Here is a 25,344-nt window from a genome sequence, read left to right on the forward strand (position 1 = left end):
GGGGGGGGGGTCCTTTCCCGGGCCGGGCGTCCGATCGGGCGCCCGGCCCTTTCGCGTCCGGCCTCACCCGTGGTACGGCCGCCGGGCGTCGCCGACTCGGTCACCACCCGGGCCGAGCGGTAACCGAAGGGGTGAAGCCGGTTTCGCGTCATGCCTCACCCACGCCCATCCGACAAAGACGGTTCCACGATCAATTGTCGAAAACGTATTGAATGGTCAAGCGCCCTCGGCGCGCTCCGCACCGTCGGCGCGCCTCCTGTTACGGTGATCGCGATATGGCTGGCCGGCTCGGCGAACGAACACGGCACAGGACGCTCGTATCCGTCGAGTCGAGTGGTGCACGGCGTGACCGAAATGAGCGAAGCGATATGCGTGACAATGTCAAGCCACCCAAAAACGACCTCGTTCCCGGCCCTGACCCGGCGCGGGATCTGAAGGCGGACGATTCCGAGCATCCGGGCTTCGTCGTGTTCGGAGAGGACGGCACGCCCGGCCACAAGGCCTACTACATCCACCTCGCGGCGAAGCCGGGCAAGGAGGGTGAGCTGAGGAAATTCCTGGAGGACATCAACGCCGGGGTCGACGACGAGCCGGGCACCGGACCGTGGTTCGCACTCCGTTTCTCGAAGACCGTGTTCGGCATTTTCGAGGCGTTTCCCGACACGGAGGCCCGCCACACCCACGACATGGGTCCCGGGGGCCGGAACTTCCTGCGCTCCGACCTCCTCGCGGACATGCTCGCCTATCCCGCACGCCTGTATCGTCTCGACGTCATGCACGGCAAGTACAACGTGGTGCTCGGCCATCAGGTCGTGTCGGCCTGACGGGCCGGCGCGAGCGTACGAGCCGCCGGAGAGCCCGCCCGGTGACCGCCGGTGACGATCGGCGCGTCCTCGCCGGGTGACCGGCCGGGCGGAGTGGGCATCCCCGTATGAATCCTCTTCTCGGCCCGGGTCCCGGTCGCCTGCCTGCGGACCGAGGCCGACCGGAGCGGCCACCCGCCGGTGGCGCGGGTCGGCGAGCTCGTGAGCGGAGCGGGCCAGCCAGACCATCATCAGGGCCTCCGTGGCCGTCAGGGCGTTGGCGTAGACGTTCCCCTCGCCGCGAACGCCCAGCCCATCGACCCGAACCCCGCCAGGGAGGCGACGCCGCACAGGACGGTGGCCCGCCGCCAGCGGCCGTCCCGCCACCGCGCCCGCAGGACCAGCACCGTCCAGACCAGGCCCGCCAGGCCGCAGACCAGGGCCACTCCGTCGGGCACGGGCAGGCCGAGGACGTCCAGCACCCCGGCGACGGCGGCGCCCCCGTACGCCAGCACACCCGCGCCCCGCGCGTGGTCGGCATACTCCAGGCCGCGTCCCAGCACCGGCCGGAACCGCACCACGGCCACCAGCATCACCACGGCGCCGAGCGCCGTCACCCACCAGGGCCACGACGGCAGGAGGAAGTAGAACAGCCAGAACGCCAGCGCGGCGTACAGCGCCACCCGCAGCCGTCGCACGTCCCGGCCCGGCTCGGGCGACGGCCCCGCCAACGGCCCGCGCAGGCTCTGCCACAGCGCCCAGGCCCACACCGTGGCGGCCAGGACCAGGACGAGCGCGTTCGGCCACGTCACCGCGACGCCCTCGTCCATCTCCCTGAACAGCGTCAACCGCCACAGCGCGCCGAGGTCGCCGGAGACCGGCGCGGTCACGGCGGCGACCGCCACCGCGACGACGTGCACACTCGTGGCGAGCAGGGCGGGAACGCCGAAACGATGGCGACGCGGCACGTGCCACTTCCTGGGGCGAATGTGAGCGAAAGGCTCACCCTGGCGAGCGGTCGCCACAAAATCGATCAAGCGTCCCGACGGCCAGAACCTTGATCGAACGAAGCCTCCTCCACCGAGGGAGGTTTCCGCTTGTCCAGGAAAGGGCGGCGTGGAAGGGATCTCCGGTCGGCCGGGTAGTGGTGGTCGGTTCGTGGGGTCCGCAGGAGTGTCCTGTGCCGCGCCTGGGAGAGCCGGTACGTGGGTGACCCCGGTTCCTCCCGGCCGGGGCCATGAGGGAGATCGTGACGAACACGTCCTCATGATCTCGCCCCCTCCCGTCCCGCCCGGTGATGGTATGGGAGATCATGGGTGTTCCCCCGTCCGGTTGCCGTACCGAGTGGTCTCATGGCGAACGAGCCGGGACCGGGGGCCCTCGTCGGCCGGGCCGGCCGCCACGCACCGGAGGTTGATCTTGCAGGGAGCACTCGGCGACATCGTCGTCCTCGATCTCTCTCGCGCGCTCGCGGGCCCGCACGCCGCGCAGATGCTCGGTGACCTGGGTGCCCGGGTGATCAAGGTGGAGCATCCCGCGGGGGGTGACGAGTCGCGGGGCTGGGGCCCGCCGTTCGTGGGTCCCGACCATGACATCTCCACGTATTTCCTGGCGGCCAACCGCAACAAGCAGTCGATCGCCGTCGACCTCAAGTCCGCCGGGGGCAGGTCGCTCGTCGAGCGCCTGGTGCGGCAGAGCGACGTGCTGGTGGAGAACTTCCGCACCGGTGTCATGGACCGGCTGGGCTTCTCCGTCGAACGGCTGCACGAGCTCAACCCCCGCCTGGTCATCCTGTCGATCACCGGTTTCGGCCACGACGGCCCGGAGGGCGGCAGGCCCGGTTACGACCAGATCGCGCAGGGCGAGGCGGGGCTGATGAGCCTGACCGGCCCGTCGCCCGAGGAGCCGTACCGGGTGGGCGCCTCGGTCGCCGACCTGCTCGGCGGCATCCACGGCGCGTACGGTGTGGTCGCCGCGCTCTACGAGCGGGAGCGGACCGGGCGGGGCAAGGTCGTGCGGACCTCGTTGCTGGCCGCGGTGACCGGGGTGCACTCCTACCACGGTACGGCCTGGACGGTCGGCGGCCAGGTGTCCCGGGCGGGCGGCAACCACCACGCCTCCATCGCCCCGTACGGCGCCTTCCGCTGTGCCGACGGCATGATCCAGATCGCGGCGGCGAACGACACGCAGTGGCGCAAGGTCGCCGCCCTGCTGGGGCTGGACGCCGACCCGTACGTCGCCAGGTACGCGACCAACAGGGAGAGGTTCACGCATCGGGACGAGCTGATCGCCGACATGGAGCGGACGCTCACCAAGCACGACAGGGCGCACTGGCTCGCCGCGCTCGGCGAGGCCGGGGTGCCCGCCGGGGCCATCAGGTCCCTCGACGAGGTCTACGCCTGGGACCAGACCCGTTCCCAGGGCCTGGTCGTCGAGGTGGACCATCCCGTGCTCGGCACCATCGAGCTGCCGGGGCCGCCGCTCCGCTTCGACGGCGACCCTCCCGCGCGCCATACCGCCCCGCCCGCGCTCGGCGAGCACGACGACGAGGTCCTCGCCTGGCTGGAGGCGCGCGAGCGATGACAGGCACCCCCTCCTTACCCGGCCGGACGCCGCCCGGGGGACTCCACGGCCGGACGGCGTTCCTGGGATTCCACGGTCGGCGGCCGTCCCGGGGACTCCGTGGCTGGACGCCGTTCCTGAAATTCCACGGCCGGATGCCGTCCCGCGGATTTCACGGCCGGACGCCGTTCCAGGGTTTTCACGGCCGGACGCCGTCCCGGGGAGCGCGGGTATGACCCCGGCGCGGCCCGACGCGCGCACGCTGATCGACACCTTCCTCGACCCGGGAACGTGGCGGTCGTGGGACGAGCCGCCCGCCGACCCCGCCGCGCCCGGTTCGGGGTACGCCGAGGAGCTGGCCGCAGTCCGGGCCAAGACGGGGTACGACGAGTCGGTCCTCTCCGGGGAGGGCCTGCTGGACGGGCGCCGGGTGGCGGTAGTCGTGTGCGAGTTCTCCTTCCTGGCCGGTTCGATCGGGGTGGCCGCCGCCGAGCGGCTCACCGCCGCGGTCGAGCGGGCCACCGCCGAGGGGCTCCCGCTGCTCGCCGCCCCCGCCTCGGGCGGGACCCGGATGCAGGAGGGCGCGGTGGCCTTCGTCCAGATGGTGAAGATCACCGCCGCCGTGGCCGCGCACCGAGCCGCGGGCCTGCCGTACGTCGTCTACCTGCGCCACCCCACCACCGGCGGGGTCTTCGCCTCCTGGGGGTCGCTCGGGCACGTCACCGCCGCCGAGCCGGGCGCGCTGATCGGGTTCCTCGGGCCGAGGGTGTTCGAGTCGCTGCACGGCTACCCGTTCCCCGAGGGCGTCCAGGTCTCCGAGAACCTCTTCGCCCACGGCCTGGTCGACGCCGTCGTGTCGGCGGAGGACGCCAGGCGGGTCGCCATCCGGGCGCTCGCCGTGCTGTGCGCCCCCCGCCGGGACCTGGATCCGGGGCCCGAGCCGGACGAGCGGGTCCCGACGGTCCAGGCGTGGGACGCGATCAGCCGCTCCCGCCGCGACGACCGTCCCGGGGTGCGGGCGCTGCTCAAGCTCGGCGCCTCCGACGTCACCCCGCTCAACGGCACCGGCGTGGGCGAGAACGACCCCGGGCTGGTCCTCGCCCTGGCCAGGTTCGGCGCGGCTCCCGCGATCGTGCTCGGCCAGGACCGGCGGCACCAGCGGATCGACGCCCCGCTCGGCCCGGCCGGGCTCAGGGTCGCCAGGCGGGGCATGCGCCTCGCCTCCGAGCTGGGGCTGCCGCTGGTCACCGTGATCGACACCGCCGGGGCCGCGCTGTCCAAGGCGGCCGAGGAGGGCGGCCTGGCGGCGGAGATCGCCCGTTCGGTGGCCGACCTGGTGATGCTCGACGCCCCGACCGTGTGCCTGCTGCTGGGGGAGGGCGCGGGCGGCGCCGCGCTCGCGCTGCTCCCCGCCGACCGGGTGCTGTGCGCCCAGCACGGCTGGCTGTCGCCGCTGTCTCCCGAGGGGGCATCCGCGCTGCTGTACCGGAGTGTCGACTTCGCCCCGGAGATCGCCGCCGCGCAGGGGGTGAGGTCCACCGACCTGCGCAGGGACGGCCTCGTCGACCGGATCATCCCGGAGTTCCCCGACGCCGCCTACGAGCCGGAGGCGTTCTGCGCCCGGGTCGCGCGCACCCTGGAGCACGAGATCGCGGGACTGCTGGGCCAGGCCCCCGCCGGTCGCCTCGCCGCCCGGCTGGCCCGTTACCGGCGGCTCGGCGTGAGCTGAGGGGGTACGGGCCTCCGTGGCCTGTCGGCGGACACCCGGCCCCGGTGTGACCGCCGGTGGACGCCTCGGGGTCTCCGCCGGTCCGGTGGCGACGCCCGGCCCCGGTGTGGCCGCCGGTGGACGCCTCGGGGTCTCCGTGGCCCGTCGGCGGACTCCCGGCCCCCGCGTGGCCGCCGGTGGACGACTCCGGGTCTCCGCGACCCGCCGGTGGACGTCCCCGGGCCCCGCGTGGCCGCCGGCTGTTGACCTGAACTTTGGTTGAGGTCTCATCCTGATGGCCATGACCAATCCGACCGCACCGGTTCTGGCGGGAAGACGGGAGTGGGCCGGCCTCGCCGTGCTGGCGCTGCCCGCCCTCCTCGCCTCCCTCGAACTGACCGTCACGAACCTCGCGCTCCCCGCCATCGGCAGGGACCTGGCGGCGAGCGGCACCCAGCTGCTGTGGATCGTGGACGTCTACGCCTTCCTGCTGGCCGGGTCGCTCATCACCATGGGCGCGCTGGGCGACCGGATCGGCCGCCGCCGGTTGCTGCTGATCGGGGCGGTGGCGTACGGCCTGGCCTCGGTCCTCGCCGCCTACGCGCCCGACGCCGGGAGCCTGATCGTCGCCCGGGGACTGATGGGGGTCGCCGGATCGACGCTGATGCCCTCCACGCTCTCCCTGGCCACGTCCATGTTCGCCGATCCGCGGCAGCGGGCGACGGCCATCGGGATCATCGTCGCCAGCGTCTCGGGAGGTACCGCGATCGGCCCGCTGGTGGGGGGATGGCTGCTCGAACGCTTCTGGTGGGGGTCGGCCTTCCTGCTGGCCGTACCCTTCATGGCGGTGCTGCTGGTCGCGGGCCCGTTGCTGCTGCCGGAGCGCGGGGACTTCACGGCGGGGCGGCTGGACGTCACCGGCGCGCTGCTGTCACTGGGCGCGGTGCTGCCGGTGGTCTACGGGCTCAAGCGGATCGCGGCCGACGGCCCGGAGATGACGTCCGCGGTCGCGGTCGTGACCGGGCTCGCGCTGGCGGCGGCGTTCGTCCGCAGGCAGCGTACGCTGGCCGACCCCCTCGTCGACCTGCGGTTGTTCGCGGGACGGACGTTCAGTGCCGCGGCCGCCACGCTGGCGCTCGGCATCTTCGTGCTGTGGGGGTCCAACTACGCCGTCGCGCAGTACCTGCAGCTGGTGCACGGCCTGTCGCCCCTGGAGGCGGGGCTGTGGACGGCTCCCTCGGCGGCGGGGGTCATCGCGGGCTCCCTCCTGGCCCCCCGGGTCGCGCGGAGGATCTCGCCCTCCACCGTGATCGCCACGGGACTGGCCGTGTCCGCGATCGGCTGTCTCGTGCTCACCCGGACGCGGGGCACGGGCGGGCTCGCCGTCCTCGTGTCCGGGGCCGTCGTCGTCTCCGCGGGTCTGGGGCCGATGATGGCGCTCGCCACCGACCTGGTCGTCGGCTCCGCGCCGCCGCGCCGGGCCGGTGCCGCGGCGGCGATCGCCTCGGTGGCACCCCAGTTCGGCGGCGCGCTCGGCATCGCGGTCCTCGGCAGCGTCATCACCGCCGTCTACCGGAGCCGGATCTCGTCGGCTGAGGTCCCCGAGGCCGCCCGCGACAACCTCAACGCCGCGGTGACGGTCGCGGGGGACCTTCCCGGACGGCTCGCGTCCGGACTCCTCGACACGGCGCGCGCAGCGTTCGTCCAGGGCTTCCACCTGACCTCGGCGATCAGCGCCGTCCTGATGGCGGGTGTCGCCCTGCTGGTGGTGGTCCTGCTCCGGGGGAACGCCAGGCGATGAGGCGTCCCCCGTCGACCGGCGGGCGGGCCCGGATCGGGACTCCCGGCCGGTCGGCGGGTGGGCCTGCCCCGGGGCTCCCGGTCGTTCGGTGGGTCCGCCCCGCGGCTTCCGGGCGGGCCCGGGGGCTCGCCCCGCGAGGGCCGGAGTCACGGCGGGCGTTACGGCTCGGCGCCCTCCGGGGCGAGCGGGACGGGCAGGCGCTCGATCCTGATGGAGAAGACCTCGTCGCGGGGGACGACGACCTCGTAGGCCCCGTGGTCGACCATCCAGTAGCCCAGGGCCTCGGCCTTCATCCCGCTGTGCCCGGTGTAGGCGATGTGCAGGCTCTCCTCGCCGTTCTCCTCGGAGACGTCGAGGACCAGGCACGGCTCCCCGCCGAACGCGCCGACCGTGCGGACCAGCACCAGCCAGTCGAGGTCCTCGCGGGCGACGACGAGCCGCCAGTAGCCGGCGGCCGCCTCGAAGCCCTTCTGGGCCTCCTCGTTGAACAGCACCACCTCGGCGCCGCCGGGCCCGAGGGCGGCGGCGTACGTACGGCCCAGGTAGCGGGCGGCGAATCCCGAGGCCACCGGCTCGATCTCGGCGCTCATGAGGCGGGCCGCCAGCTCAGGCCGTCGTAGAGGCCGAAGAGACGCTCGTCGCCGGGGACCACGTGGATGATCTCGGCTCCTGCGGGGATCGGCATGGGCGTGGTGTGGAACTGAGGCACGACGTGCTCCCGCGAGGTGGTGAAGCCGTTTCCGGTGAAGGGTGGTGAATCGTTCCAGTCACCACCCATGTGCGGGCCGTACGGCACGACGTAGGCGTCCATGTCGCGGGCGAACCAGCGCATCAGGTATATCTCCGGGACCGTCTCCGCCAGCTCCGACCCCTCGAACCCCAGGTCGAGACCGGCGAACAGCTGCGCGGGGGTGGTCAGCCGCGCGCAGTCCTGAACCCGGTAGACGTACCCGGAGATCACGGTGCGTCTGCCGGCCAGATAGGGCACGAGCAGCCGAGGCGGTATGACCTTCTGCATCTGCGTTCTACGCCCAGGTGGCTCACTCACGGTCGGCATTTTACGATCCGCCGACCTGGAGCCGCCGGTGTTCGAGGCATGGCAGGGCATTCCGGGTAGCAATCGTGATCTGCGAGTCGATTTCGCACATCTGTACGGCGGCTATAGGCCCCATATCGGTGCGTACCACCCCCATCGGATCGACCAGCATGCTCCGTCCGATCCCGAAGCCGTCGCGGGCCTCCGGGTTCGGGGCCTGGCCGACGGCCGCGACCCAGGTGGTGTTCTCGATCGCGCGGGCCTTGACGAGAGTGGTCCAGTGTTCCTCCTTCATCGGCCCGGAACCCCACGCGGCGATCACCGCGAACATCTCGGCCCCCAGGTCGACCAGGGCCCGGGTGAGCTCGGGGAAGCGGATGTCGTAGCAGGTGACCAGGCCCACCCGGATCCCGGCCAGCTCCACCACGACCGGGGTGTCGCCCGGCGCGACCAGCTCGGACTCGCGGGCGCCGAAGGAGTCGAACAGGTGGATCTTCCGGTAGGCCGCCTCGATCGAGCCCGAGGGGCCGATGGCGACCGCGGTGTTGCGGACCCGGCCCTCGCCGGGCTCGAAGACGCCCGCGATCACCGACAGGCCGTGCTCCCGCGCCGCCGAGGCCAGCCCGGTGACGAACGGCCCGTCCAGCGGCTGGGCGAGGTCGGTGACGCGTCTGCCGTATCGGGTGAGGGCGGCCTCCGGGAATATCGCCAGCTCGGCGCCGTCCTCGGCGGCCTCGGAGAGGGCGTCGAGGGCACGGCTCAGGTTGGCGGCGGGGTCTTCGGCCACCGGGATCTGGCAGAGGGCGATGCGTGTCACGGGTGTGACCCTATCCGTCTGTTCGGCACTCGTTCCATCCACGTGAGGCTCCGCCACGCCCATTCCAGCGGCCCGTACCTGAACCTGGCGAGCCACGCGCGGCTGAACAGCACCTGGAGCACCAGGGTGGCGGCGGAGAGCGCCACACCGGCGAGCCGGGTCGTGTCCGCGACGAGCAGGGGGACGAAGAGCAGGATGACCGGGGTGCTCACCAGATAGTTCGTCAGCGCCATCCGGCCGAGCGGGGCCAGGACCGCCAGCAGCGGGTCGCGCAGCCGGGTCCGCAGCAGGAGCAGCAGCCCGGTGCAGTAGGCCGTGGCGGCGGCGAGCCCGGCGGCCGGGTAGACGGACGCGTGGAAGAGGACGGGATCCTTGGCGACGCGGACCCAGAGCCAGGTGAGCGTCACGCCCAGCACCGCGCTCGCCACGAACGCCGGTGGCAGCAGCCACTCCGGCGGCGGGCTCTCCATCAGCGCCATGCCCAGCAGGAACAGGCCGGGAACGAGAATGATCCCGCCGCCCTGGTACACCGCCCACGCGGTGAGGGCGACGCCCAGCACCGCCACCGCGGGCCGGGGGAAGAACCAGGCGGGCAGCAGGACCAGCGCCCCGAAGATCGCGTACGGCAGCAGCACCTCGCCCGGGTTGAGGATCTGGTGGACCGCGCCGAGCGCCGCGAGCACCGCCAGCCTGCGCAGCAGCACGGCCCAGGGGTGCCCGGTCCGCGCGGTCGCCGACCTCAGGAAGAGGACGAAGCTCAGCCCGAACAGGAACGAGAAGATCGGGTAGAACCTGCTCTGCAGCAGGTTGTCGACCGCCCAGTCGACCGCGTTGCGATCGGACTCCCTCAGGTGCTCGCGCGTGTGCTGCCAGGTGTTGACCACCATGATCCCGCACACCGCGAAGCCGCGGAGCGCGTCGAGCGCGTGGAGCCGGGCCGCTCCGGCCGGTCGAGCCGGATCGGCCGGATCGATCGGGTCGGCCGGTCGAACCGCTCCGGTCGGCCGAGCCGGTCCGGCCGGATCAGTCGGCCCGGTTGGCCCGGTCGGCTGGGTCGCTCCGGCCGATCCGGCTGGTCCGGTCGGATCGGCGGGTCCGGCCGGATCGGTTGGATCGGTCGGCTGGGTCGGTCGGGTCACAGGAAATAGACGTACCACCCCATAATCCCCTACGCATAGACGACCCCATCGATAAGTCCTGCCAAGTCCCCGAGGTGGGGGCCGCGCCGGTGTCCGGCGCGCCTATGACGGCGATCCGTCGCGGGTGAGGGCCGCGGCGAGCGCGCGACGGTCTCCGTCACCTTTGGCGGTACGCGGGAAGTGGTCAAGGAAGAAGATCTTCTTGGGGATCTCGAAGGCCGTGAGCCGGGTCCGGCAATGCCGTTGCAGGTCGGCCTCGGTGGCGTGCCGGCCGGGCCGGAGGATGACGGCGGAGTTGATCTCTTCGCCATATTTGGCATCGGGTACGGCAAATGTCAGTACGTCCTGGACGGCGGGGTGGGAGAGCAGGGCCGCCTCGACGGCGCGCGGCGAGATCTTCTCGCCCCCACGGTTGATCTGGTCCTTTATCCGCCCGCTGAGGAACAGGTAGCCGTCGGAGTCCAGATGGCCTAGGTCGCCGGTGCGGAACCACCCGTCGGTGGTGAAGGCCGCCGCGGTGGCCCCGTGCCCGTGGAACAGCGGCATGACCAGCAGCGTCGCGTCGTCGGGTCCGAGATGGTACGTGGACAGGATGCCGGTGACGGACGCGGCAGGTTGGCGTGGGTGAGCGGCACGACCTTGGACGCGCCGGTGCTTCCCGTGGTCCGGCGGCCGGGTCGATGACGGCGTTGACGAGCGCCGGGCCACCGGCCCTCAGCGCGGCGGACAGCGCGTGGCCGAGCTCGTCCGGGGTGTCGGCCTGGTAGCCGGTGCCGCCGAACGCGGCGATGAGCCTGTCGTAGCGGCTGGAGCGCAGCAGGCTCGTCGGCGCGGGGTCGGCGGAGTGGGTGTTCACCTCGTCGCCCTTGTAGACGCCGCCGTTGTTGAAGACGACCGTGACGACCGGCAACCGGTAGCGGCAGACGGTCTCGATCTCCATGCCGCTGAACCCGAACGCGCTGTCGCCCTCGATCGCCACCACCGGCCTGCCCGACTCGACGGCCGCGGCGATGGCGTACCCCATGCCGACGCCTATGACCCCCCAGGTGCCGGAGTCGAGCCGGTGCCTCGGCAGGTACATCGGCACGATGTCCCGGCCGGAGTCGAGCGTGTTGGCCCCCTCGTTGACCAGGTAGACGTCACGGTGGTCGTCCAGCACGTCGCGGATCGCGCGCAGCGCGGTCGAGAAGTCCATCGGAACGGCGTCGGCGGTGAGCCTGGCACGCATCTTCGCCACGTTCCGCTCGGTCCGGTCCTCGATCGCGTCCTTCCAGGGGGCCGGTACGGTGATCCGGCCCGGCCGCAGGGCCTCGTTGAACGCGGCCATCGTCGAGGCGATGTCGCCGACCATCGGGGCCTCGATCGGCCGGTTGCTGTCGATCTCCATCGGGTCGACGCCGACCTGGACGAACCTGGCCGTCGCCGACCAGCGCGGCGGCCGCCCGCGCGCGAGCAGCCAGTTCAGCCGGGCGCCGACGAGCATCACCACGTCGGCCTGCCCGAGTGCCAGGGACCTGGCCGCGGCCGCCGACTGGGGATGGTCGTCGGGCAGCAGGCCCTTGGCCATCGACATCGGCGGGTACGGGATGCCGGTGGTCTCGACGAACGACCGGATCGCCTGGTCGGCCCGCGCGTAGGCGGCCCCCTTGCCGAGGACGATCAGCGGGCGCTCCGCGTGCGAGAGCAGGTCCAGGGCCCGCGCGACGGACTCGGGCGCGGGAATCCGCGCGGGCGCCGGATCGACCACCCGTACCATTGATCTGGATCATCGGGAAGCAGTTCGTGGTGGCGTTGGCCAGCGCCACCAGGCCGTTGAGGAAGCCGGGCGCCGACACCGTCAGGCAGATGCCGGGGCGGCCGGTCAGGAACCCGGCCGCCGCCGCGGCGTGGCCGGCGGCCTTTTCCGCTCCCAGAGAGCCTCGGATCAGCGGGATCTCCAGCCGGGCCCGGCCAGGCGATCGGGTCGATCTCGACGGGGCCGCCGTTGCCGGGAGCCGATGTGCGCGGGTCCTGTGCGCCTTGGGCGTTCGCCCTGAGCGCTTGCCTTGAGCGGGCGTCGGCCGGCTGACAGCGCGTCCGGATCGGCGATCCAACGCGTCCGGATCGGCGATCCGTCCGGTGACGGAGAGATCGCCCAACCTCGGGTTCTCTGTCATGTCAAGAGGAACGTCGTGGCGTCATGTCGAGTCACCCCGGCACCGGCCACGTTATACGGGCCCCTGGACGACCCGAGACCGGCCCGGCGCAGGCCTGGCGCGGGTCCGGTGCGGGTTCGGCACAGGTCCGGCGCCGCGCCCGGTTCGCGTGCCATCCGGTTCGCCGGTCCCGTTGATAGGTCCGACCTATCTGGAGGATCCGAACCGGTGCGCCGCGCTCGCCCGGAGGGGAATCCCGCGTCCGGGAACGTTGCAATGAGGTGGCCGGGCGGTGTCTTATCCGAAAAGGTCAGTAATACCTCCTATCTATGACTTGACGTGATTTATCCACCGCTCTAACCTCGCGTTGGTTAATTCAAGTACTGAACTATAACGAGGGGCGTCCGTAACCCGGCCGTCTCACGAGTTCGGTTCGCGGCAGCACCGGTTCGCAGGAGAATCCATGAGACGACGCGGTTTTTCCCGCCTGTTCGCCGTGGCCCTCGTGGCCGTCCTGGCGGCGAGCACGGCCGGTATGACCACCGGTTCGGCCGCCGCGGCGGCCGCCTGGACCGGCACCTGGGCGGTCTCCCCACAGAGCAGCGGCACCACTTTCAACCAGCAGACCATCCGCCAGATCGTGCGTACCAGCATCGGCGGCACGGCGGCGCGGGTCCAGCTGTCGAACGCGTTCGGCAACCAGCCGGTGACCATCGACAACGTGCACGTGGCCCGGCGCACCTCCGACTCCGGCGTCGACCTCGCCACCGACCGGGTGGTGACCTTCGGCGGCCAGCGCTCCGTCACCATCCCCGCCGGGGGGCTGGCGGTCAGCGACTCCATCGCCTTCACCGTCGCCGCCCAGTCGGACATCGCGGTCAGCATCTACCTGCCGCAGCCGACCGGTCCCGCGACCTACCACCAGATGTCGTCCCAGACCAACTACGTCGCCTCGGGCAACGTCGCCGGGAACGCGAGCCTCGCGAACGCCCAGCAGGTCGGCAGCTACTACTTCCTGGCCAACCTGGACGTGCAGAACGCCGCCTCGCAGGGCGCCGTCGTCACGCTGGGCGCCTCGATCACCGACGGCTACGGCTCCAGCTTCAACGCCAACCGGCGCTGGCCCAACCGGCTCGCCTCCCGTCTGATCGACTCCGGCCGCGTGGTCGGGGTGCTCAACCAGGGCATCAGCGGCAACCGGCTGCTGGCCGACGGCGCCGGGCAGAGCGCGATCAACCGCTTCGAGCGCGACGTGCTCTCCCAGCCGGACGTCCGGTGGGTGATCTTCTCCGACGACCCGATCAACGACCTGACGTCGACCTCACCGCCGACCCGCGCGGCGCAGCTCATCGACGGCCTCAAGCAGCTCATCGCCCGCGCCCACCAGCGGAACGTCAAGTTCTTCTGCTCCACGCTGACCCCGTACCGCGGCTGGTCGGCCTGGTCGCAGGACGCGGAGAACCAGCGCGTCGCCTACAACGCGTTCGTCCGCGGCACGGGCAGCGGCTGCGACGGCGTGCTCGACCAGGACGCGGCGCTCAGGGACCCGGCCAACCCCACGATGTTCCTGCCCGCCTACGACACCGGCGACCACCTGCACCCCAACGACGCGGGCCTGCAGGCCGCCGCCAACGCGGTCAACCTCACCTGGTTCGGGACGCCGGGCACGCCGGTCCCGTCGGTGATCGGCCTGCGGGCCAAGGCCAACGGCCGCTACGTCACCGCGGCCAACGGCTCACCGCTGATCGCGAACGGGACGTCCGTCGGGACCGCGCAGCAGTTCGAGCGCGTCGACCTGGGCAACGGCAACGTTGGGCTGCGCGCGAAGCTCAACAACCAGTTCGTGTCCGCCGAGGGGGCCGGGGCACAGGCGCTGATCGCCAACCGCCCCTCGGCCGGTGCCTGGGAGACCTTCCAGATCACCAGCAACCCGGACGGCTCGGTCAGCCTCCGGGCCCAGGTCAACGGTAAGTACGTGTGCGCCGAGGGCGGGGGCGCGCAGCCGCTGATCGCCAACCGCGACGCGGTCGGCCCCTGGGAGCAGTTCGAGATCGTCACCGGCTGACCGCCGGGATCTCGTACCGTCGTCGGCCGATCGCCGATGACCCGGACCGGCGGGGCGACCCGCCGGTCCGAACTTTTCCGCCCCTCCCCGGGTCTCCGGATCCTCGAGTCCCCGGGGCCCTTTGTTCCCGGTTGGTCCCGGGTTCTCCTGGTCTCCCGGTCCCCGCCCGTGAGACCGGGCCCGTCTTCCTACGAAAGTCCATCGCCCCCCGCGAGGGCGCTGTCGTCCTTGGGGTGGGGGTCGGGTTCTTCCGTGGAAGTGTCACCGTCCCGCGCGAAGGCCAGGTAGGCGGGGCGGAGCAGGTCCGGGATCGGGACGCGCCGCGCCGTGAGCGGAGGCGGTTCGAGGGCGCGCAGCAGCAGGTCGGGCGGGCCGGTGGGCGGCGCCGCCCGGTCCCGCAGCCGGGCGGGGGAGGTGCCGGGCTCGTAGAAATCCGCCAGCCGGTCGGCGAACGGCACGTCGGTCACGTCGAGCGGACCCGGCCCCGACCCCGGCCCCGGCCCCGGACCCGCCGCGTCGTCCCCGGCCGCCGGGTCGCCGCCCGTCTGGCGGAGGGCGTCGAGCAGGGCGTCCCTCGCCATGCCCCGCCAGGCGAGGACCAGGAACGGGTCGTCGTCGAACGCCTCGGCCAGCACGTACAGGACGGCCGACAGGTGCTTGCAGGGGAAACCCCAGTCGGGACACGAGCAGTCCATGTCCAGGTCGCGCTGATCGGGGAAGAGTGGCAGCCCGCACTCGCGGAAGACGTCCTCGATCTCCGGAGGCATCTCCCCGGCGAGCAGCTTCGCGCGGTGGAGAGCTTGGGCGGCCAGCGCTCCGGTGAGTGTCCGCCACTGGTCGGCGTCGTAGGCCGTGATCTCGATGCCGACCCGGTAGGGGGTCGTTCTCGACCCCTGGACCCGCGCCGCGACCAGCCCGGGGCCGAGCTCCAGGTCGAGGACCTGGCCCGAGCGCGCGTACGAGCGCCCCCGGCCGAGCCTGCCGCTGTCGCAGACGCGTTCGAGGATGTCGATGAACCGCCGCGACCACCACCGCTCGCCGATCGAGCCCCGCCTGCTGCGCACCCGCATGCCGCCCTCGACCCGGATCGGCCCGGAGGGGTCGTACCACTTTCTCCTGCCCATCGAGCCTCCCTCACCGCCGGTTCGCTCGGCGCTCGCGTTCACGAGACCGCTTCCGCGTTCACTGGACCGCTTCCGCGTTCACTGGACCGCTTCCGCGTTCACGGGACAGACTCCGGGTTCACGAGACGGCCTCCGAACCGAGCCGGAACAGTTCGCGCAGCTGGTCGGTGGACAGGTCGGTGATCCAGTCCTCGCCGGTGCCGACCACGCTCTGGGCCAGGGCCTTCTTGCGCTCGATCATCTCGTCGATCCGCTCCTCCAGCGTGTCAAGGCAGATGAACTTTCTGACCTGGACGTTTCTGGTCTGGCCGATCCGGAAAGCCCGGTCGGTCGCCTGGTCCTCCACCGCCGGGTTCCACCAGCGGTCGAGGTGAATCACGTGGGTGGCGGCGGTCAGGTTCAGGCCGACCCCGGCCGCCTTGAGCGAGAGCAGGAACACCATCGGCTCGTCATCGCCCTGGAAGCGCTCGACCAGCTCGTCGCGCCTGCGTTTGGGCAGCCCGCCGTGCAGCCACAACACCGGCCGGTCCAGATGGGCGGCCAGATACGGCCGCAACAGGGCGCCGAACGCGGCGTACTGGGTGAAGACCAGCGCCTTGTCACCCTCCTCGACGATCTCCTCGGCCAGCTCCTCCAGCCGGGCCAGCTTGCCCGACCGGCCCGCCAGCCGCGAACCGTCCTTCAGCAGCTGAGCCGGGTGGTTACAGACCTGCTTGAGCTTCGTCATGGTCGCCAGCACGTTGCCACGCCGCTCGACGCCCTCGCTGTCGGCGATCTTGGCCATCATGTCCTCGACCACGGCCTGGTAGAGGGTGGCCTGCTCAGGGGTGAGGTTGCACCAGATCTTCATCTCCATCTTGTCCGGCAGGTCGGAGATGATCGAGCGGTCGGTCTTGAGCCTCCGCAGCACGAACGGGCCGGTGGCGCGTCTGAGCGCGGCCGTCGCCACGGTGTCGCCGTCGCGCTCGATCGGCTCCTGGTAGCGCTTCCTGAACCGCCTGGCCGGGCCGAGCAGGCCGGGGTTGCAGAACTCCATGATCGACCAGAGCTCCGCCAGATGGTTCTCCACCGGCGTGCCCGTCAGCGCGAACCTGCTCCTCGCCGGGATCGACCGTACGGCCCGCGCCTGCCCGGCGGCACTGTTCTTGATGGCCTGCGCCTCGTCGCAGACGACCCTCGACCAGGCCAGCTCCGCCAGGGCCTCCCGATCCCGCAGGGCGGTGCCGTACGTGGTGAGCACGAGATCCGCCTCCTCCACCCGCCGGGCCAGCTCCTCCCCGCGCAGCCGGGCGGCGCCGTGGTGCGAGTAGAGGTCCAGGGACGGGGCGAACCTGGCGGCCTCCTTCTGCCAGTTGCCGAGCAGCGACATCGGGCAGACCAGCAGCGTCGCCCCCGGACGCTCTCCCCGTTTCGTCTCGCGCTCGTTGAGCAGCAGGGACAGGGTCTGCGGGGTCTTGCCCAGTCCCATGTCGTCCGCGAGGACACCGCCGAGCCCCACGTCCGACATGAAGGCGAGCCAGGACAGCCCTCGCTCCTGGTACGGCCGGAGCTCGCCGTGGAAACCGGCCGGGGTCGGGATCGGTTCGAGGCGGCGGCCGGCCTCGCCGGACAGCAGGTCGCCGAGCGGGCCGTCGGCGTCCACCGCGACGATCGGCAACTCGTCGTCACCACCGTGGACGACCTCCTGGATCACCTCGCCGACCGTCATCTCGCCCGCCCGGCGCCTCTCGAACGCCTCCAGCGCCGCGCCCAGCTGCCGGTCGTCCAGCTCGACCCACCGGCCCCGTACCCGGACCAGCGGCACCTTGAGCCTGGCCAGCTCGGCCAGCTCCTCCTCGCCGACCGTCTCGTCGCCGATGGCCAGGTCCATCCGGAAGTCCACGAGCTGCCGCATCCCGAACCCCTGATCGGAGGCCGCTCCCGGGCCTGTCTTCCGTGTCTTCCGCGTCTTCCGCGAGCGGGCCGTGAGCTTGAGCCCCAGCTTCGTCGTTCCGGCCCAGGCGGGGAGTTGCACGCCGAACCCGGCCGACCGCAGGAGCGGGGCGGCGTGGCGCAGGAACGCGAACGCGCCCGCCGTGTCGAGGACGAGCTCCGACGGCCGGGGACCGCGCAGCGCCTCCTCCACCTCCGGGTAGAGCCGCGCCGACCGGCCGAGCCCCGCGAGCAGCGTCTCCTCGGGGCGGGCGGGCAGGCCGGGAGCGGTCTCACCGGCCCAGATGAGCGGCGCGGGCAGATACAGGCTCGGGTCCTCCGCCGACTGGACGGCGAACTCCACCCGCCAGGGGGAGCCGTCCTCCCGCCGGCCGGAGACGGGACCGGGGCCGGTTTCCGGTGCGCCCTCGGTGTCGGTGTCGGTGAATGAGTCGGTGCGGGCGTCGGGTTCGGGTTCGGGTTCGGGTTCGGGTTCGGTCAGACGGAAACAGACCCTCACCGGAGCGTCGAGCAGGTGTGCCGACCTGAACCACTCCTGGAGCGGCTCGGCCAGCTCGCTCGCCGTGGCTCGGGTCAGGCCGGGGAGGGTGGCGTCCTCTCCCGTGAGGGCGACCAGCCAGCGGTCCGTGAGGGGTCCGCGGGTCCCCGGCCGGCGCCCGCCGAGCAGGGGTTCGGGGAGCGCTCGCCGTACCGCCGCGTCGGCCAGGCAGGACAGGGCCTCGCCCAGCACCCGGGCGGAGGGCCGCTCCTCGGCGACCGACCGGCAGACGGGGGGCATCGCGGTGGCGAGTTCGCGGAAGCGGGCGGCGTGCGGGCCGGTCGGCACCGGACGCCACCGCGCCGCGTGGCCGTCGCCCTCGGCGACGAGCTGGGGCAGCACCCCGCCACCGCGGACCAGGTCGCGTGCGTACGCCGCGACGGCGGCGAGGTACCGCAGGGAGGCTCCCGGGATCGGCACCCGCCGGGCGTTCCCGGGAAACTCCCCGGAGCGCTCGCGCGGCCGGTGTGCCTCCCCGGGTTCGTACGTCTCCACCGGAGACTCGTCGAGTCCGTGTGTCTCCCCGGGCATCTCGTCGGGTTCGTACGCCTCCGCGGGTAGGTGTGTCATCTCGTCGACGCGGTCGAGCAGGTCCAGGGCCGCGCCGGGCTCGACCAGCAGGGCGGGCACCCGCCAGGAACCGATCCCCGGCTGCCGCGCGGTGACCTCCGCCCCGGACTCGGGGGAGGGCAGCGGGCTCCGTGCCGAGCTCGGCAGGAGCAGGACGAGCTCGTCCGCGACCGCCTTGCCCGCCGCCGACGCGGCGCCGTCTCCCCAGAGCGCCAGACCGTCGAGGACGACCGCGTCCCCGGCCGCGAACGGATGCGGGCGGACTCTCGCCCGCGAGGTGCCGGGAACGGGGTCGGCCGGGTCCTCCGCCCAGAGCGCGAGCCTGCCGTCCACCCAGGCCCCGTGAACCACCAGCACCCTCACGCCCTCCTCGCGTTCAAAGAACCGTAACAGCCGGGGCGCCTCGGGCCGAGGGCCTCGCGCCCGGCCGGGTCAGCCCCCGGCCAGCGCTTTTCTCAGCTTGGGGGCGAGACCCGCCGTGAACGTCCTCGCGTCCTCGCAGCCCTTCCGCCCGAGCGACCAGCAGCCGAGCAGCTCGTGGACCTCCGTGCGGAAGACCCGGCTGAACTGGCTGTAGTACGGGGAGGGCGGGCGCGTCCTGGCCTGCGTCAGCGCGCGCAGCAGCGTGTCGGGCCGCACGCCCTCGGACTCGGGCTCGGCGGTGGGGGAGGGAGTGGATCCGGACCCGGGCTCGGGTTCGGTGGGTCCGGGAGGGGGAGCGGCGGGCGACGGGCCGTCGCAGCCGGGCTCCGCCTTCGCGTAGAGGGCGGAGACCCTGGCCGGGGCGAACCCGCCGCAGTGGTAGAGCAGCCTGGCCGCCTCCTCGCCGGTCAGCGCCGCCACCAGCCGCTGCGCGGCGTCGCGCCGGACGGTGTGCCTGGAGACGGCGAGGTACTGGCCGCCGAGGACGCTCTGCCAGGGCAGCGGTGCCGCGCGGAAGGCGACCCCCTTCGACTTCGACTCCCCGGAGAGCACCTCGTGGGCGTAGGGCCAGTGCCGCAGGAACAGCGCGTGCCGCTCGCGGAAGGCGGTCAGTGACTCCGCCTCCGTGCTGCCGAGGGTCTCCCCGGAGATCACATCGGCCCGCACCGTCTCGATGAGCCGCCCGACGGCCTCCACGCTCCTCTTCTGGTCGATCACCACCTGGCCGTTCGCGTCGACCACGTCCCCGCCGTTGGCCCAGATCGCCTCCAGGGCGTTGACCGTGAGCCCCTCGTACGAGGCGAACTGCCCGGCGAGCCCGAGGACGGCGGGGCCGGGCCCGGCGCGGCGCGCCGTCGCGAGGGCGGTCATGTCCCGCCAGTCCTTCGGCTCCGGCAGGTCGTCGCGGTAGTAGAGGAGCCCCACGTCGGTGTTGAACGGCACCGCGTACTGGACGCCGTTCCAGGCGCCCGCGGACCAGATCTGGGAGAGGAAGTCGTTGGTCCCGCCGTGCGCGGCGGTGTCGATCGGGCGCAGGTAGCCGCCCTCGGCGAACTCGGGGATCCACTGGATGTCGAGGTTGTACACGTCGTAGTGCCCTGCCTTCGACTGGGCGGCCGAGATCATCGCGCTGCGCTGCTCGTCCGCGACCGAGGAGATCGCCACGAAGCACGCCCGGGGCCTGCCCTTGACGCCGTTCCAGACCGCTTCGAGTGCCCGTTCGCGGGTCCCTCCCGAGACGTCGGCGCCGCTGGCGATGCGCAGGACGCAGTCGTCCCTGGGCGGCCCGGGAGGCGGGGTGGGCGTGGCGCTCGCGGTCAGGGAGGGAAGGCAGGCCAGCAGCAACAGGAGAAGGATCACCCCGTGGCCGACCGGCTCCGTCCCGGAGGGCGCGCCCCGCCCGCCCGTCCCACCTGAGCCTGAGCCTGAGCCTGAGGCGGACGGGGAGGACGGGGAGGGGCGGCTCATCGGATACCTCCGGGGTGGAGACCTCGGGCTTCGGGTTCGGGCTTCGGCTTCGGTTCGGGATCGGGCTTTGGATCGGGTTCGAGTTCGGGCTTGGCTCGGCTTTGGGCTCGGGCTCGGGTTCGGGTTCGGGTTCGGGTTCGGGCTTGGCTTCGGGAGAGTGCGGGGGAGAACGTCAGTCGGTGACCGTCCGGAGTTCGGTGAACGCGTCGTCCAGCTTCTGGTCGGGGTCGGTGCTCGCGTCGTAGCAGGACATCAGGCCCCCGTCCCGGAGCTTCGGCAGCGGGGACGTGCCGCAGCCGTGCAGGTCGAAGGAGAGCATCAGCAGGCGGACGTCGCCGTGTTTCCTGAGGTCCTCGGCGGTCAGCCCGCGAGGGTTCCCTCCGTCGGTGAGCAGGAGCACGGCCCTGCGCTCCTCGGGATCACCGGTCTCCGCCATCTGGCCGAGTGCCTTCATGACGACGGGACGCATCAGGGGGTCGGGGCGCGAACCGTCCCGGTAGGCCTTCCGGATGGCGGTGAGCCTGTCGGCGAGGGCCTTTCCCTCGTCGCCGACGGGCCCGGGGGGGACACCGCGGTCGTCGCCGGGGAAGAACGTCATGATTCCCGTGGTCCGCTCACCGCGTTTGGACGTGACGGCGACCTGGGCCACCTGGATCGCCGCCTCCAGCCGCGACCTGCCGTCGTTCACCTTGTTGCGCGCCATCGACCCGGAGACGTCGACCACGACGAGGACGTGGTCGGCGAGCGGGGTCGCCAGCTTGTACAGCAGCTTGGAGACGTCCGGCTTCCAGCCCGCCGCCACCGGCGCGGCGGCCCTCAGCCAGGGCGCCTTCGCCGGCAGCCTCGCGACGTTCAGCCGGCCCTCGGCGTCGCGGAACCCGTAGCGGGGGAGGGCCTCCCGCAGGAAGCCGCAGAACTCCTCGACCGTCCGCTCGACGGCGGGGGGCCGCCTCAGGTCCGGCCACCGCCTGGAGACGCAGGCGTACCGCATGGCGTGGCCGCCCCTCGGGTAGACGGCGGTCAGCTGTGGAGGCCTCTCCCCGGCACTCCCCGGTGCGGCACCCGGCGGGCTCGCACCCGGGACGGCGCAGCCGCCCGACGCGGGGAGCGCGGGGTCGGTGCCCGACAGGGAGACGTTGAGCTCGTGGAACTGCTGCTCGGTCAGGACCATCGCGGACGTGTCGAGGGAGCCCGCGTACCGGCACATCACGTCGCGGACGCTGTCGCCCGGCCGCACCTTCGCGGACAGCCCCTCGGCGGGGCCGGGGGCGGCGGCCGTGGCCATCAGGCCGACGTTGGAGGCGAGCGGATGGGTGCGCACGACCTGCTGCCGGGCGCCCGGCCTGCCGCGCAGCAGGTCGGCCCAGTCGCGGTCTCCCGGTTTCCTGTTGGCCTCGGTGAGCTCCTCGGCGAGCTTCTCCGGCGCGGCGATGACCAGGGGTGAGGTCGCGACGACCGTCCGCTCGCCGAACGCCGGCACGCCGTCCGCGCTCCTGTCCAGGTAGTCGATCTCCTGGAGGGAGTCGGCGATCCACCCGTCGGGCCGGGCGCCCGGGGGCCCGCCGGCCGTCCGGTCCGACGCCCGCCCGGTCGCCGGCTGGACGGGGAACGCCCAGTCGCCCAGCCGGTCGCGCACCTCGTCGGCGCGCAGCCCGCTGACGTTGATGTTCGTCTGCCGGCAGCCCCACCAGTCGACCTTCCCCGCCATGAACTCCCCGGCCGCCCGCTGGATGGCCGGGGAGGTCTCGGCGGACGCCAGGAACGTGATCTCGTCGGGGATCCGGCAGGTGCCCCACGGCTCGTCCTTGGGAACGACGGCCACGACGGCGACGACGGTGACCAGGACACCGGCGGAGAGCAGCCACCAGACGTCCCGGCGCACCCACTGGGAGAACATCCCGAGAAGGCCGTACATTCGCTCAGGAACCGCGCGGCGCAGCCAGGCGGTGCTTTTCAGCAGGTGGCCGGGGAAAATGGTCAGCGCCGTCAGCGCGAGAATCCCGCAGACCAGCGCCACTTTCGAGACCGTGGAAATGGAGAGGGCGAGAAGCACCAGCAGCGTCTGGACGAGGGCGTTGGAGAAAGCGGTCACCATCTGCCACGCGCGCTCCGCCGAACCGGTGGCGTCCGCCGAGGGCGAGGTCTCCGCGGTCTTCTCGCTATCGGCCATCTGTCAGTCGTCTCCGCCGGTGGTCTCCCGAGCTTCGCGTTCACCCTACGTCCGGCCATCACCACCGAGAGAGCGTTTCGGTGATCCACGGGACGGGGTCCCGCCGCCGTGGTGTTTACGGCCGTCCGCATTCACCGAGCCGCGGATGACCGGGGGTGACCGGGGGTGATTCGTCAAACAAATGCGGGTCCGGGTTTTTCGTTCAATGACGTGACGGCACGGGCGACGACCGGATGACGGCTCGCCGTTCGTCTCCGGTGCCTCGATTCACCGGGCGCGTTCCCGGCCGTTTTCCGGACGCCTTCCGGTCGCGTTCCCGCCGGTTTTCCGAGCACCCCGGTGAACGCCTCCCGCGGCCCCCGCCGAGGCGGCGTCCACGACGTGATCCGTGGAGAACGGATGCTTTCGGGAAGAGGCGCCGCGAGGGAGCGGGACTACGCTGGGACGCGTGAGTGATCCTCTGGTGGCGCGGATGCGCGAGTTCGGCACGACCATCTTCGCCGAGATGTCGGCGCTCGCCCTGCGGACCGGCTCGATCAACCTCGGGCAGGGCTTCCCCGACACCGACGGGCCCGCCGCGATGCTGGAGCGCGCGGTGTCGGCGATCCGCGAGGGCTCCAACCAGTACCCGCCGGGGCCGGGGGTGCCCGAGCTGCGCCGGGCCGTCTCCGAGCACCGCAAGGATCACTACGGGCTCGACTACGACCCCGACGGCGAGGTCCTCGTCACCGTCGGCGCGACCGAGGCGATCGCCGCGACGATCCTCGCGCTGTGCGAGCCCGGCGACGAGGTGATCGCCTTCGAGCCGTACTACGACTCCTACGCCGCGGCCGTCGCCCTCGCCGGGGCCGTGCTCCGGCCGGTCACCCTGCGCCCGGTCGAGGACCGCTTCACCTTCGACCCCGCCGAGCTGCGCGCCGCCGCCGGACCGCGCACCCGGGCCGTCCTGGTCAACTCCCCGCACAATCCCACCGGTACCGTCTTCACCCGCGCCGAACTGGACGAGATCGCCCGGCTGTGCCTGGAGCGCGACCTGGTGGCCGTCACCGACGAGGTCTACGAGCACCTCACCTTCGACGGCGTCGAGCACGTGCCGATGGCGACCCTGCCGGGCATGCGCGAGCGCACCGTGATGATCTCCTCCGCGGGCAAGACCTTCTCGGTCACCGGCTGGAAGACGGGCTGGATCTGCGCGCCGCCCGAGCTCGTCAGGGCCGCGCAGACCGTCAAGCAGTTCATCACCTTCACCGCCGCCGCGCCCTGGCAGCTCGCCGTCGCCCACGGCCTGCGCCACGAGCTCGACTGGGTCTCCGCCCTGCGGGCGGACCTGGAGTCCAAGCGTGACCGCCTGACGGCGGGGTTGTCCGCGGCGGGCTTCGAGGTCTACCGCCCCGCGGGCACCTACTTCGTGCAGACCGACATCCGTCCCCTGGGCTTCACCGACGGCCTCGCCCTCACCCGCGAGCTGCCCTCGCTGGCGGGTGTGGTCGCCATCCCGACCCAGGTCTTCTACGCCCGCCCCGAGCGCGGCGGCCACTTCGTCCGCTTCGCCTTCTGCAAGCGGGACGAGGTCATCGACGAGGCCGTGAGCCGCCTGGCCGGTCTCGGCGCGACCGGGGGCGCCGCCTCCTGAGGAACCACGTCCCGGGCCCCTCCCGCCGAGCCGGACGCGCACGAAGGCGTACGCGACGGGAAACACGACCCGCACGCGACGGGAAGCACAGCCCGTACGGAACGGGAGGCGAAGGTCGTACGGGCGCGTCGGCGGGGGTGGTTCGACCGGGCGGGGGGTGATCGGGCATCCTGGGATGGACGCGACTGGCGGCTAGGGGATGGCATCAACCATCGGGGAGCTCGTCGTGGGAGTCGACCGCCTGGGCGCCCACGCCGAGAGGACGCGCATGTCCCAGCCCACACCGAACGGCTCCGGGTCCGAGAACGCCCGGCCCACACCGGACGGTTCCGAGTCCGAGAGCACACCGTCCGCCAGGCTTCTCCCGGGTGGCCCGGTGGCCGAGAGGATTCTCGCCGAGGTGGCCGAACGGGTGGCCGCCCTGACCCGCCGGGGCGTCACCCCGAGCCTGGCGACGGTCCTGGTCGGTGACGACGACGCCAGCGCCGGATACATCCGCATCAAGCAGCGGCAGGCCGCCGAGCTCGGCTTCGCCTCACCGCACGAGCACCTGCCCGCGAGCGCCGGCCAGGCGGACCTGCACGCGGTCATCACCGCCTTCAACGACGACCCGGCGGTGCACGGGCTGCTCGTGCAGCACCCCGTCCCCAAGCACCTCGACTACGACCGGGCCCTGCAGGTCATGGATCCGGACAAGGACGTCGACGGCATGCACCCGCTCAACATCGGGCGGCTGGCGCTGGAGCTCCCCGGCCCGCTGCCGTGCACGCCCGCCGGGATCGAGGCGCTGCTCGCGTTCCACGACATCCCGGTGGCGGGCCGGGAGGTGGTCGTCCTCGGGCGCGGTGCCACCCTGGGCCGTCCCCTGTCGATCCTCCTCGCGCAGAAGCGCCCGACGGCGAACGCCGCCGTCACCGTCGTCCACACCGGGGTGGCCGACTGGCCCCGCTACACGCGGCGCGCCGACGTCCTCGTGGCCGCCGCCGGGGTGCCGGGGATCGTCCAGCCCGAGCACGTCAAGCCCGGCGCGGTCGTCATCGGCGGCGGGGTGCGCTACGAGGGCAGGCGCCTGCTGCCCGACGTCGACGAGTCCTGCGCCCGGGTGGCCGGGGCCATCACCCCCAGGGTCGGCGGGGTCGGGCCGACCACGGTCGCGATGCTGTTCCGCAACGCGATCACGGCGGCCGAGCGCGCCACGGGCTCCCTCGCGGGGGAGGGGCCCCGGTAGCCGCCGGGCCGGACACCCGGAGGAAGCCCGAAGGACGCCTGGAGGAAGCCCGGAGGAAGCCCGTAGGAGGCCCGGGGGACACCCCGCCACGCGAAACGCCGGTCGCCGTGTCGCCGTGTCGCCGACCCGGAATCGATCTCGCTGCGTGTACCTTCTGCTGCGGAGAGTGATGGCCGGGCGTGCTCGCGGGAGC

General features: G+C 72.5%; 17 protein-coding genes, 2 pseudogenes and 1 riboswitch. Of the genes and pseudogenes, 7 read left to right on the forward strand and 12 right to left on the reverse strand.

The window, feature by feature from the left end; translation table 11 throughout:
* Window positions 1-368: 368 nt before the first annotated feature.
* The gene (locus ACSC1Q_RS31730; protein ID WP_436762374.1) at window positions 369-824 is read left to right on the forward strand and encodes a putative quinol monooxygenase; all 456 of its coding nucleotides are present in this window, start codon (window positions 369-371) and stop codon (window positions 822-824) included.
* A 248-nt stretch (window positions 825-1,072) separates the two neighbouring features.
* Here ACSC1Q_RS31730 and ACSC1Q_RS31735 read toward each other — a convergent pair whose 3' ends face one another.
* The gene (locus ACSC1Q_RS31735; protein ID WP_436762375.1) at window positions 1,073-1,771 is read right to left on the reverse strand and encodes a hypothetical protein; all 699 of its coding nucleotides are present in this window, start codon (window positions 1,769-1,771) and stop codon (window positions 1,073-1,075) included.
* Window positions 1,772-2,222: 451 nt separating this feature from the next.
* On the opposite strand from ACSC1Q_RS31735, the gene ACSC1Q_RS31740 reads away from it, so the two are divergent.
* The 3 genes from ACSC1Q_RS31740 to ACSC1Q_RS31750 all read left to right on the forward strand — a co-directional run bounded on the left by ACSC1Q_RS31740 (window position 2,223) and on the right by ACSC1Q_RS31750 (window position 6,874).
* Window positions 2,223-3,386 (forward strand): CaiB/BaiF CoA transferase family protein, encoded by a 1,164-nt coding sequence (locus tag ACSC1Q_RS31740; protein ID WP_436762376.1) that lies wholly within the window; start codon window positions 2,223-2,225, stop codon window positions 3,384-3,386.
* Window positions 3,387-3,597: 211 nt separating this feature from the next.
* Window positions 3,598-5,094: a carboxyl transferase domain-containing protein gene (locus ACSC1Q_RS31745; RefSeq protein ID WP_436762377.1), complete on the forward strand. Its 1,497-nt coding sequence runs from the start codon at window positions 3,598-3,600 to the stop codon at window positions 5,092-5,094.
* Window positions 5,095-5,374: 280 nt separating this feature from the next.
* Entirely contained in the window at window positions 5,375-6,874 is a 1,500-nt protein-coding gene (locus ACSC1Q_RS31750; RefSeq protein ID WP_436762378.1) for an MFS transporter, read from the forward strand.
* A 158-nt stretch (window positions 6,875-7,032) separates the two neighbouring features.
* Here the strand turns inward: ACSC1Q_RS31750 and ACSC1Q_RS31755 are convergent, their stop codons facing one another.
* The 7 genes and pseudogenes from ACSC1Q_RS31755 to ACSC1Q_RS31785 form a co-directional block, all read right to left on the reverse strand.
* A complete protein-coding gene (locus ACSC1Q_RS31755) occupies window positions 7,033-7,464 on the reverse strand; it encodes a hypothetical protein (protein ID WP_436762379.1) in 432 nt (143 codons plus the stop codon).
* Complete coding sequence (locus tag ACSC1Q_RS31760) at window positions 7,461-7,922, reverse strand: hypothetical protein (RefSeq protein ID WP_436762380.1); 462 nt, start codon at window positions 7,920-7,922, stop codon at window positions 7,461-7,463. The genes ACSC1Q_RS31755 and ACSC1Q_RS31760 overlap by 4 nt, the downstream gene beginning before the upstream one ends.
* A gap of 10 nt (window positions 7,923-7,932) precedes the next feature.
* Window positions 7,933-8,727 (reverse strand): carbon-nitrogen hydrolase family protein, encoded by a 795-nt coding sequence (locus ACSC1Q_RS31765; protein ID WP_436762381.1) that lies wholly within the window; start codon window positions 8,725-8,727, stop codon window positions 7,933-7,935.
* Entirely contained in the window at window positions 8,724-9,614 is an 891-nt protein-coding gene (locus ACSC1Q_RS31770) for a DUF418 domain-containing protein (protein ID WP_436762382.1), read from the reverse strand. The genes ACSC1Q_RS31765 and ACSC1Q_RS31770 overlap by 4 nt, the downstream gene beginning before the upstream one ends.
* A gap of 354 nt (window positions 9,615-9,968) precedes the next feature.
* Window positions 9,969-10,412, reverse strand: a complete 444-nt coding sequence (locus ACSC1Q_RS31775) for an AMP-binding enzyme (protein WP_436762383.1) — start codon at window positions 10,410-10,412, stop codon at window positions 9,969-9,971.
* 127 nt (window positions 10,413-10,539) lie between these two features.
* A pseudogene (oxc, locus tag ACSC1Q_RS31780) lies at window positions 10,540-11,622 on the reverse strand (oxalyl-CoA decarboxylase); the annotation flags it as partial.
* Between the two features lie 43 nt (window positions 11,623-11,665).
* Window positions 11,666-12,022 (reverse strand): annotated as a pseudogene (locus tag ACSC1Q_RS31785) (thiamine pyrophosphate-binding protein); the annotation flags it as partial.
* Window positions 12,023-12,464: 442 nt separating this feature from the next.
* Between ACSC1Q_RS31785 and ACSC1Q_RS31790 the strand changes: the two are divergent.
* A complete protein-coding gene (locus ACSC1Q_RS31790; RefSeq protein WP_436762384.1) occupies window positions 12,465-14,066 on the forward strand; it encodes a GDSL-type esterase/lipase family protein in 1,602 nt (533 codons plus the stop codon).
* A 188-nt stretch (window positions 14,067-14,254) separates the two neighbouring features.
* Here ACSC1Q_RS31790 and ACSC1Q_RS31795 read toward each other — a convergent pair whose 3' ends face one another.
* The 4 genes from ACSC1Q_RS31795 to ACSC1Q_RS31810 form a co-directional block, all read right to left on the reverse strand.
* Complete coding sequence (locus ACSC1Q_RS31795; RefSeq protein ID WP_436762385.1) at window positions 14,255-15,190, reverse strand: SWIM zinc finger family protein; 936 nt, start codon at window positions 15,188-15,190, stop codon at window positions 14,255-14,257.
* Window positions 15,191-15,308: 118 nt separating this feature from the next.
* Window positions 15,309-18,587 (reverse strand): DEAD/DEAH box helicase, encoded by a 3,279-nt coding sequence (locus tag ACSC1Q_RS31800; protein WP_436762386.1) that lies wholly within the window; start codon window positions 18,585-18,587, stop codon window positions 15,309-15,311.
* Between the two features lie 75 nt (window positions 18,588-18,662).
* Window positions 18,663-20,012: an extracellular solute-binding protein gene (locus ACSC1Q_RS31805; RefSeq protein WP_436762387.1), complete on the reverse strand. Its 1,350-nt coding sequence runs from the start codon at window positions 20,010-20,012 to the stop codon at window positions 18,663-18,665.
* 280 nt (window positions 20,013-20,292) lie between these two features.
* Window positions 20,293-22,290 (reverse strand): substrate-binding domain-containing protein, encoded by a 1,998-nt coding sequence (locus ACSC1Q_RS31810; RefSeq protein WP_436762388.1) that lies wholly within the window; start codon window positions 22,288-22,290, stop codon window positions 20,293-20,295.
* Window positions 22,291-22,738: 448 nt separating this feature from the next.
* On the opposite strand from ACSC1Q_RS31810, the gene ACSC1Q_RS31815 reads away from it, so the two are divergent.
* Together ACSC1Q_RS31815 and ACSC1Q_RS31820 are read left to right on the forward strand one after the other, a co-directional pair.
* Window positions 22,739-23,923 (forward strand): pyridoxal phosphate-dependent aminotransferase, encoded by a 1,185-nt coding sequence (locus ACSC1Q_RS31815; RefSeq protein WP_436762389.1) that lies wholly within the window; start codon window positions 22,739-22,741, stop codon window positions 23,921-23,923.
* A 171-nt stretch (window positions 23,924-24,094) separates the two neighbouring features.
* A riboswitch (ZMP/ZTP riboswitch) is annotated at window positions 24,095-24,177 on the forward strand.
* Window positions 24,150-25,151, forward strand: coding sequence for a bifunctional 5,10-methylenetetrahydrofolate dehydrogenase/5,10-methenyltetrahydrofolate cyclohydrolase (locus ACSC1Q_RS31820; protein WP_436762390.1), 1,002 nt, complete (start codon window positions 24,150-24,152; stop codon window positions 25,149-25,151). Its footprint overlaps the riboswitch before it by 28 nt.
* The last annotated feature ends 193 nt before the right edge of the window (window positions 25,152-25,344 follow it).

The sequence above is a fragment of the Streptosporangium heterodermiicola genome (assembly GCF_051390675.1).
In the GTDB taxonomy this organism is placed as follows: Bacteria; Actinomycetota; Actinomycetes; order Streptosporangiales; family Streptosporangiaceae; genus Streptosporangium.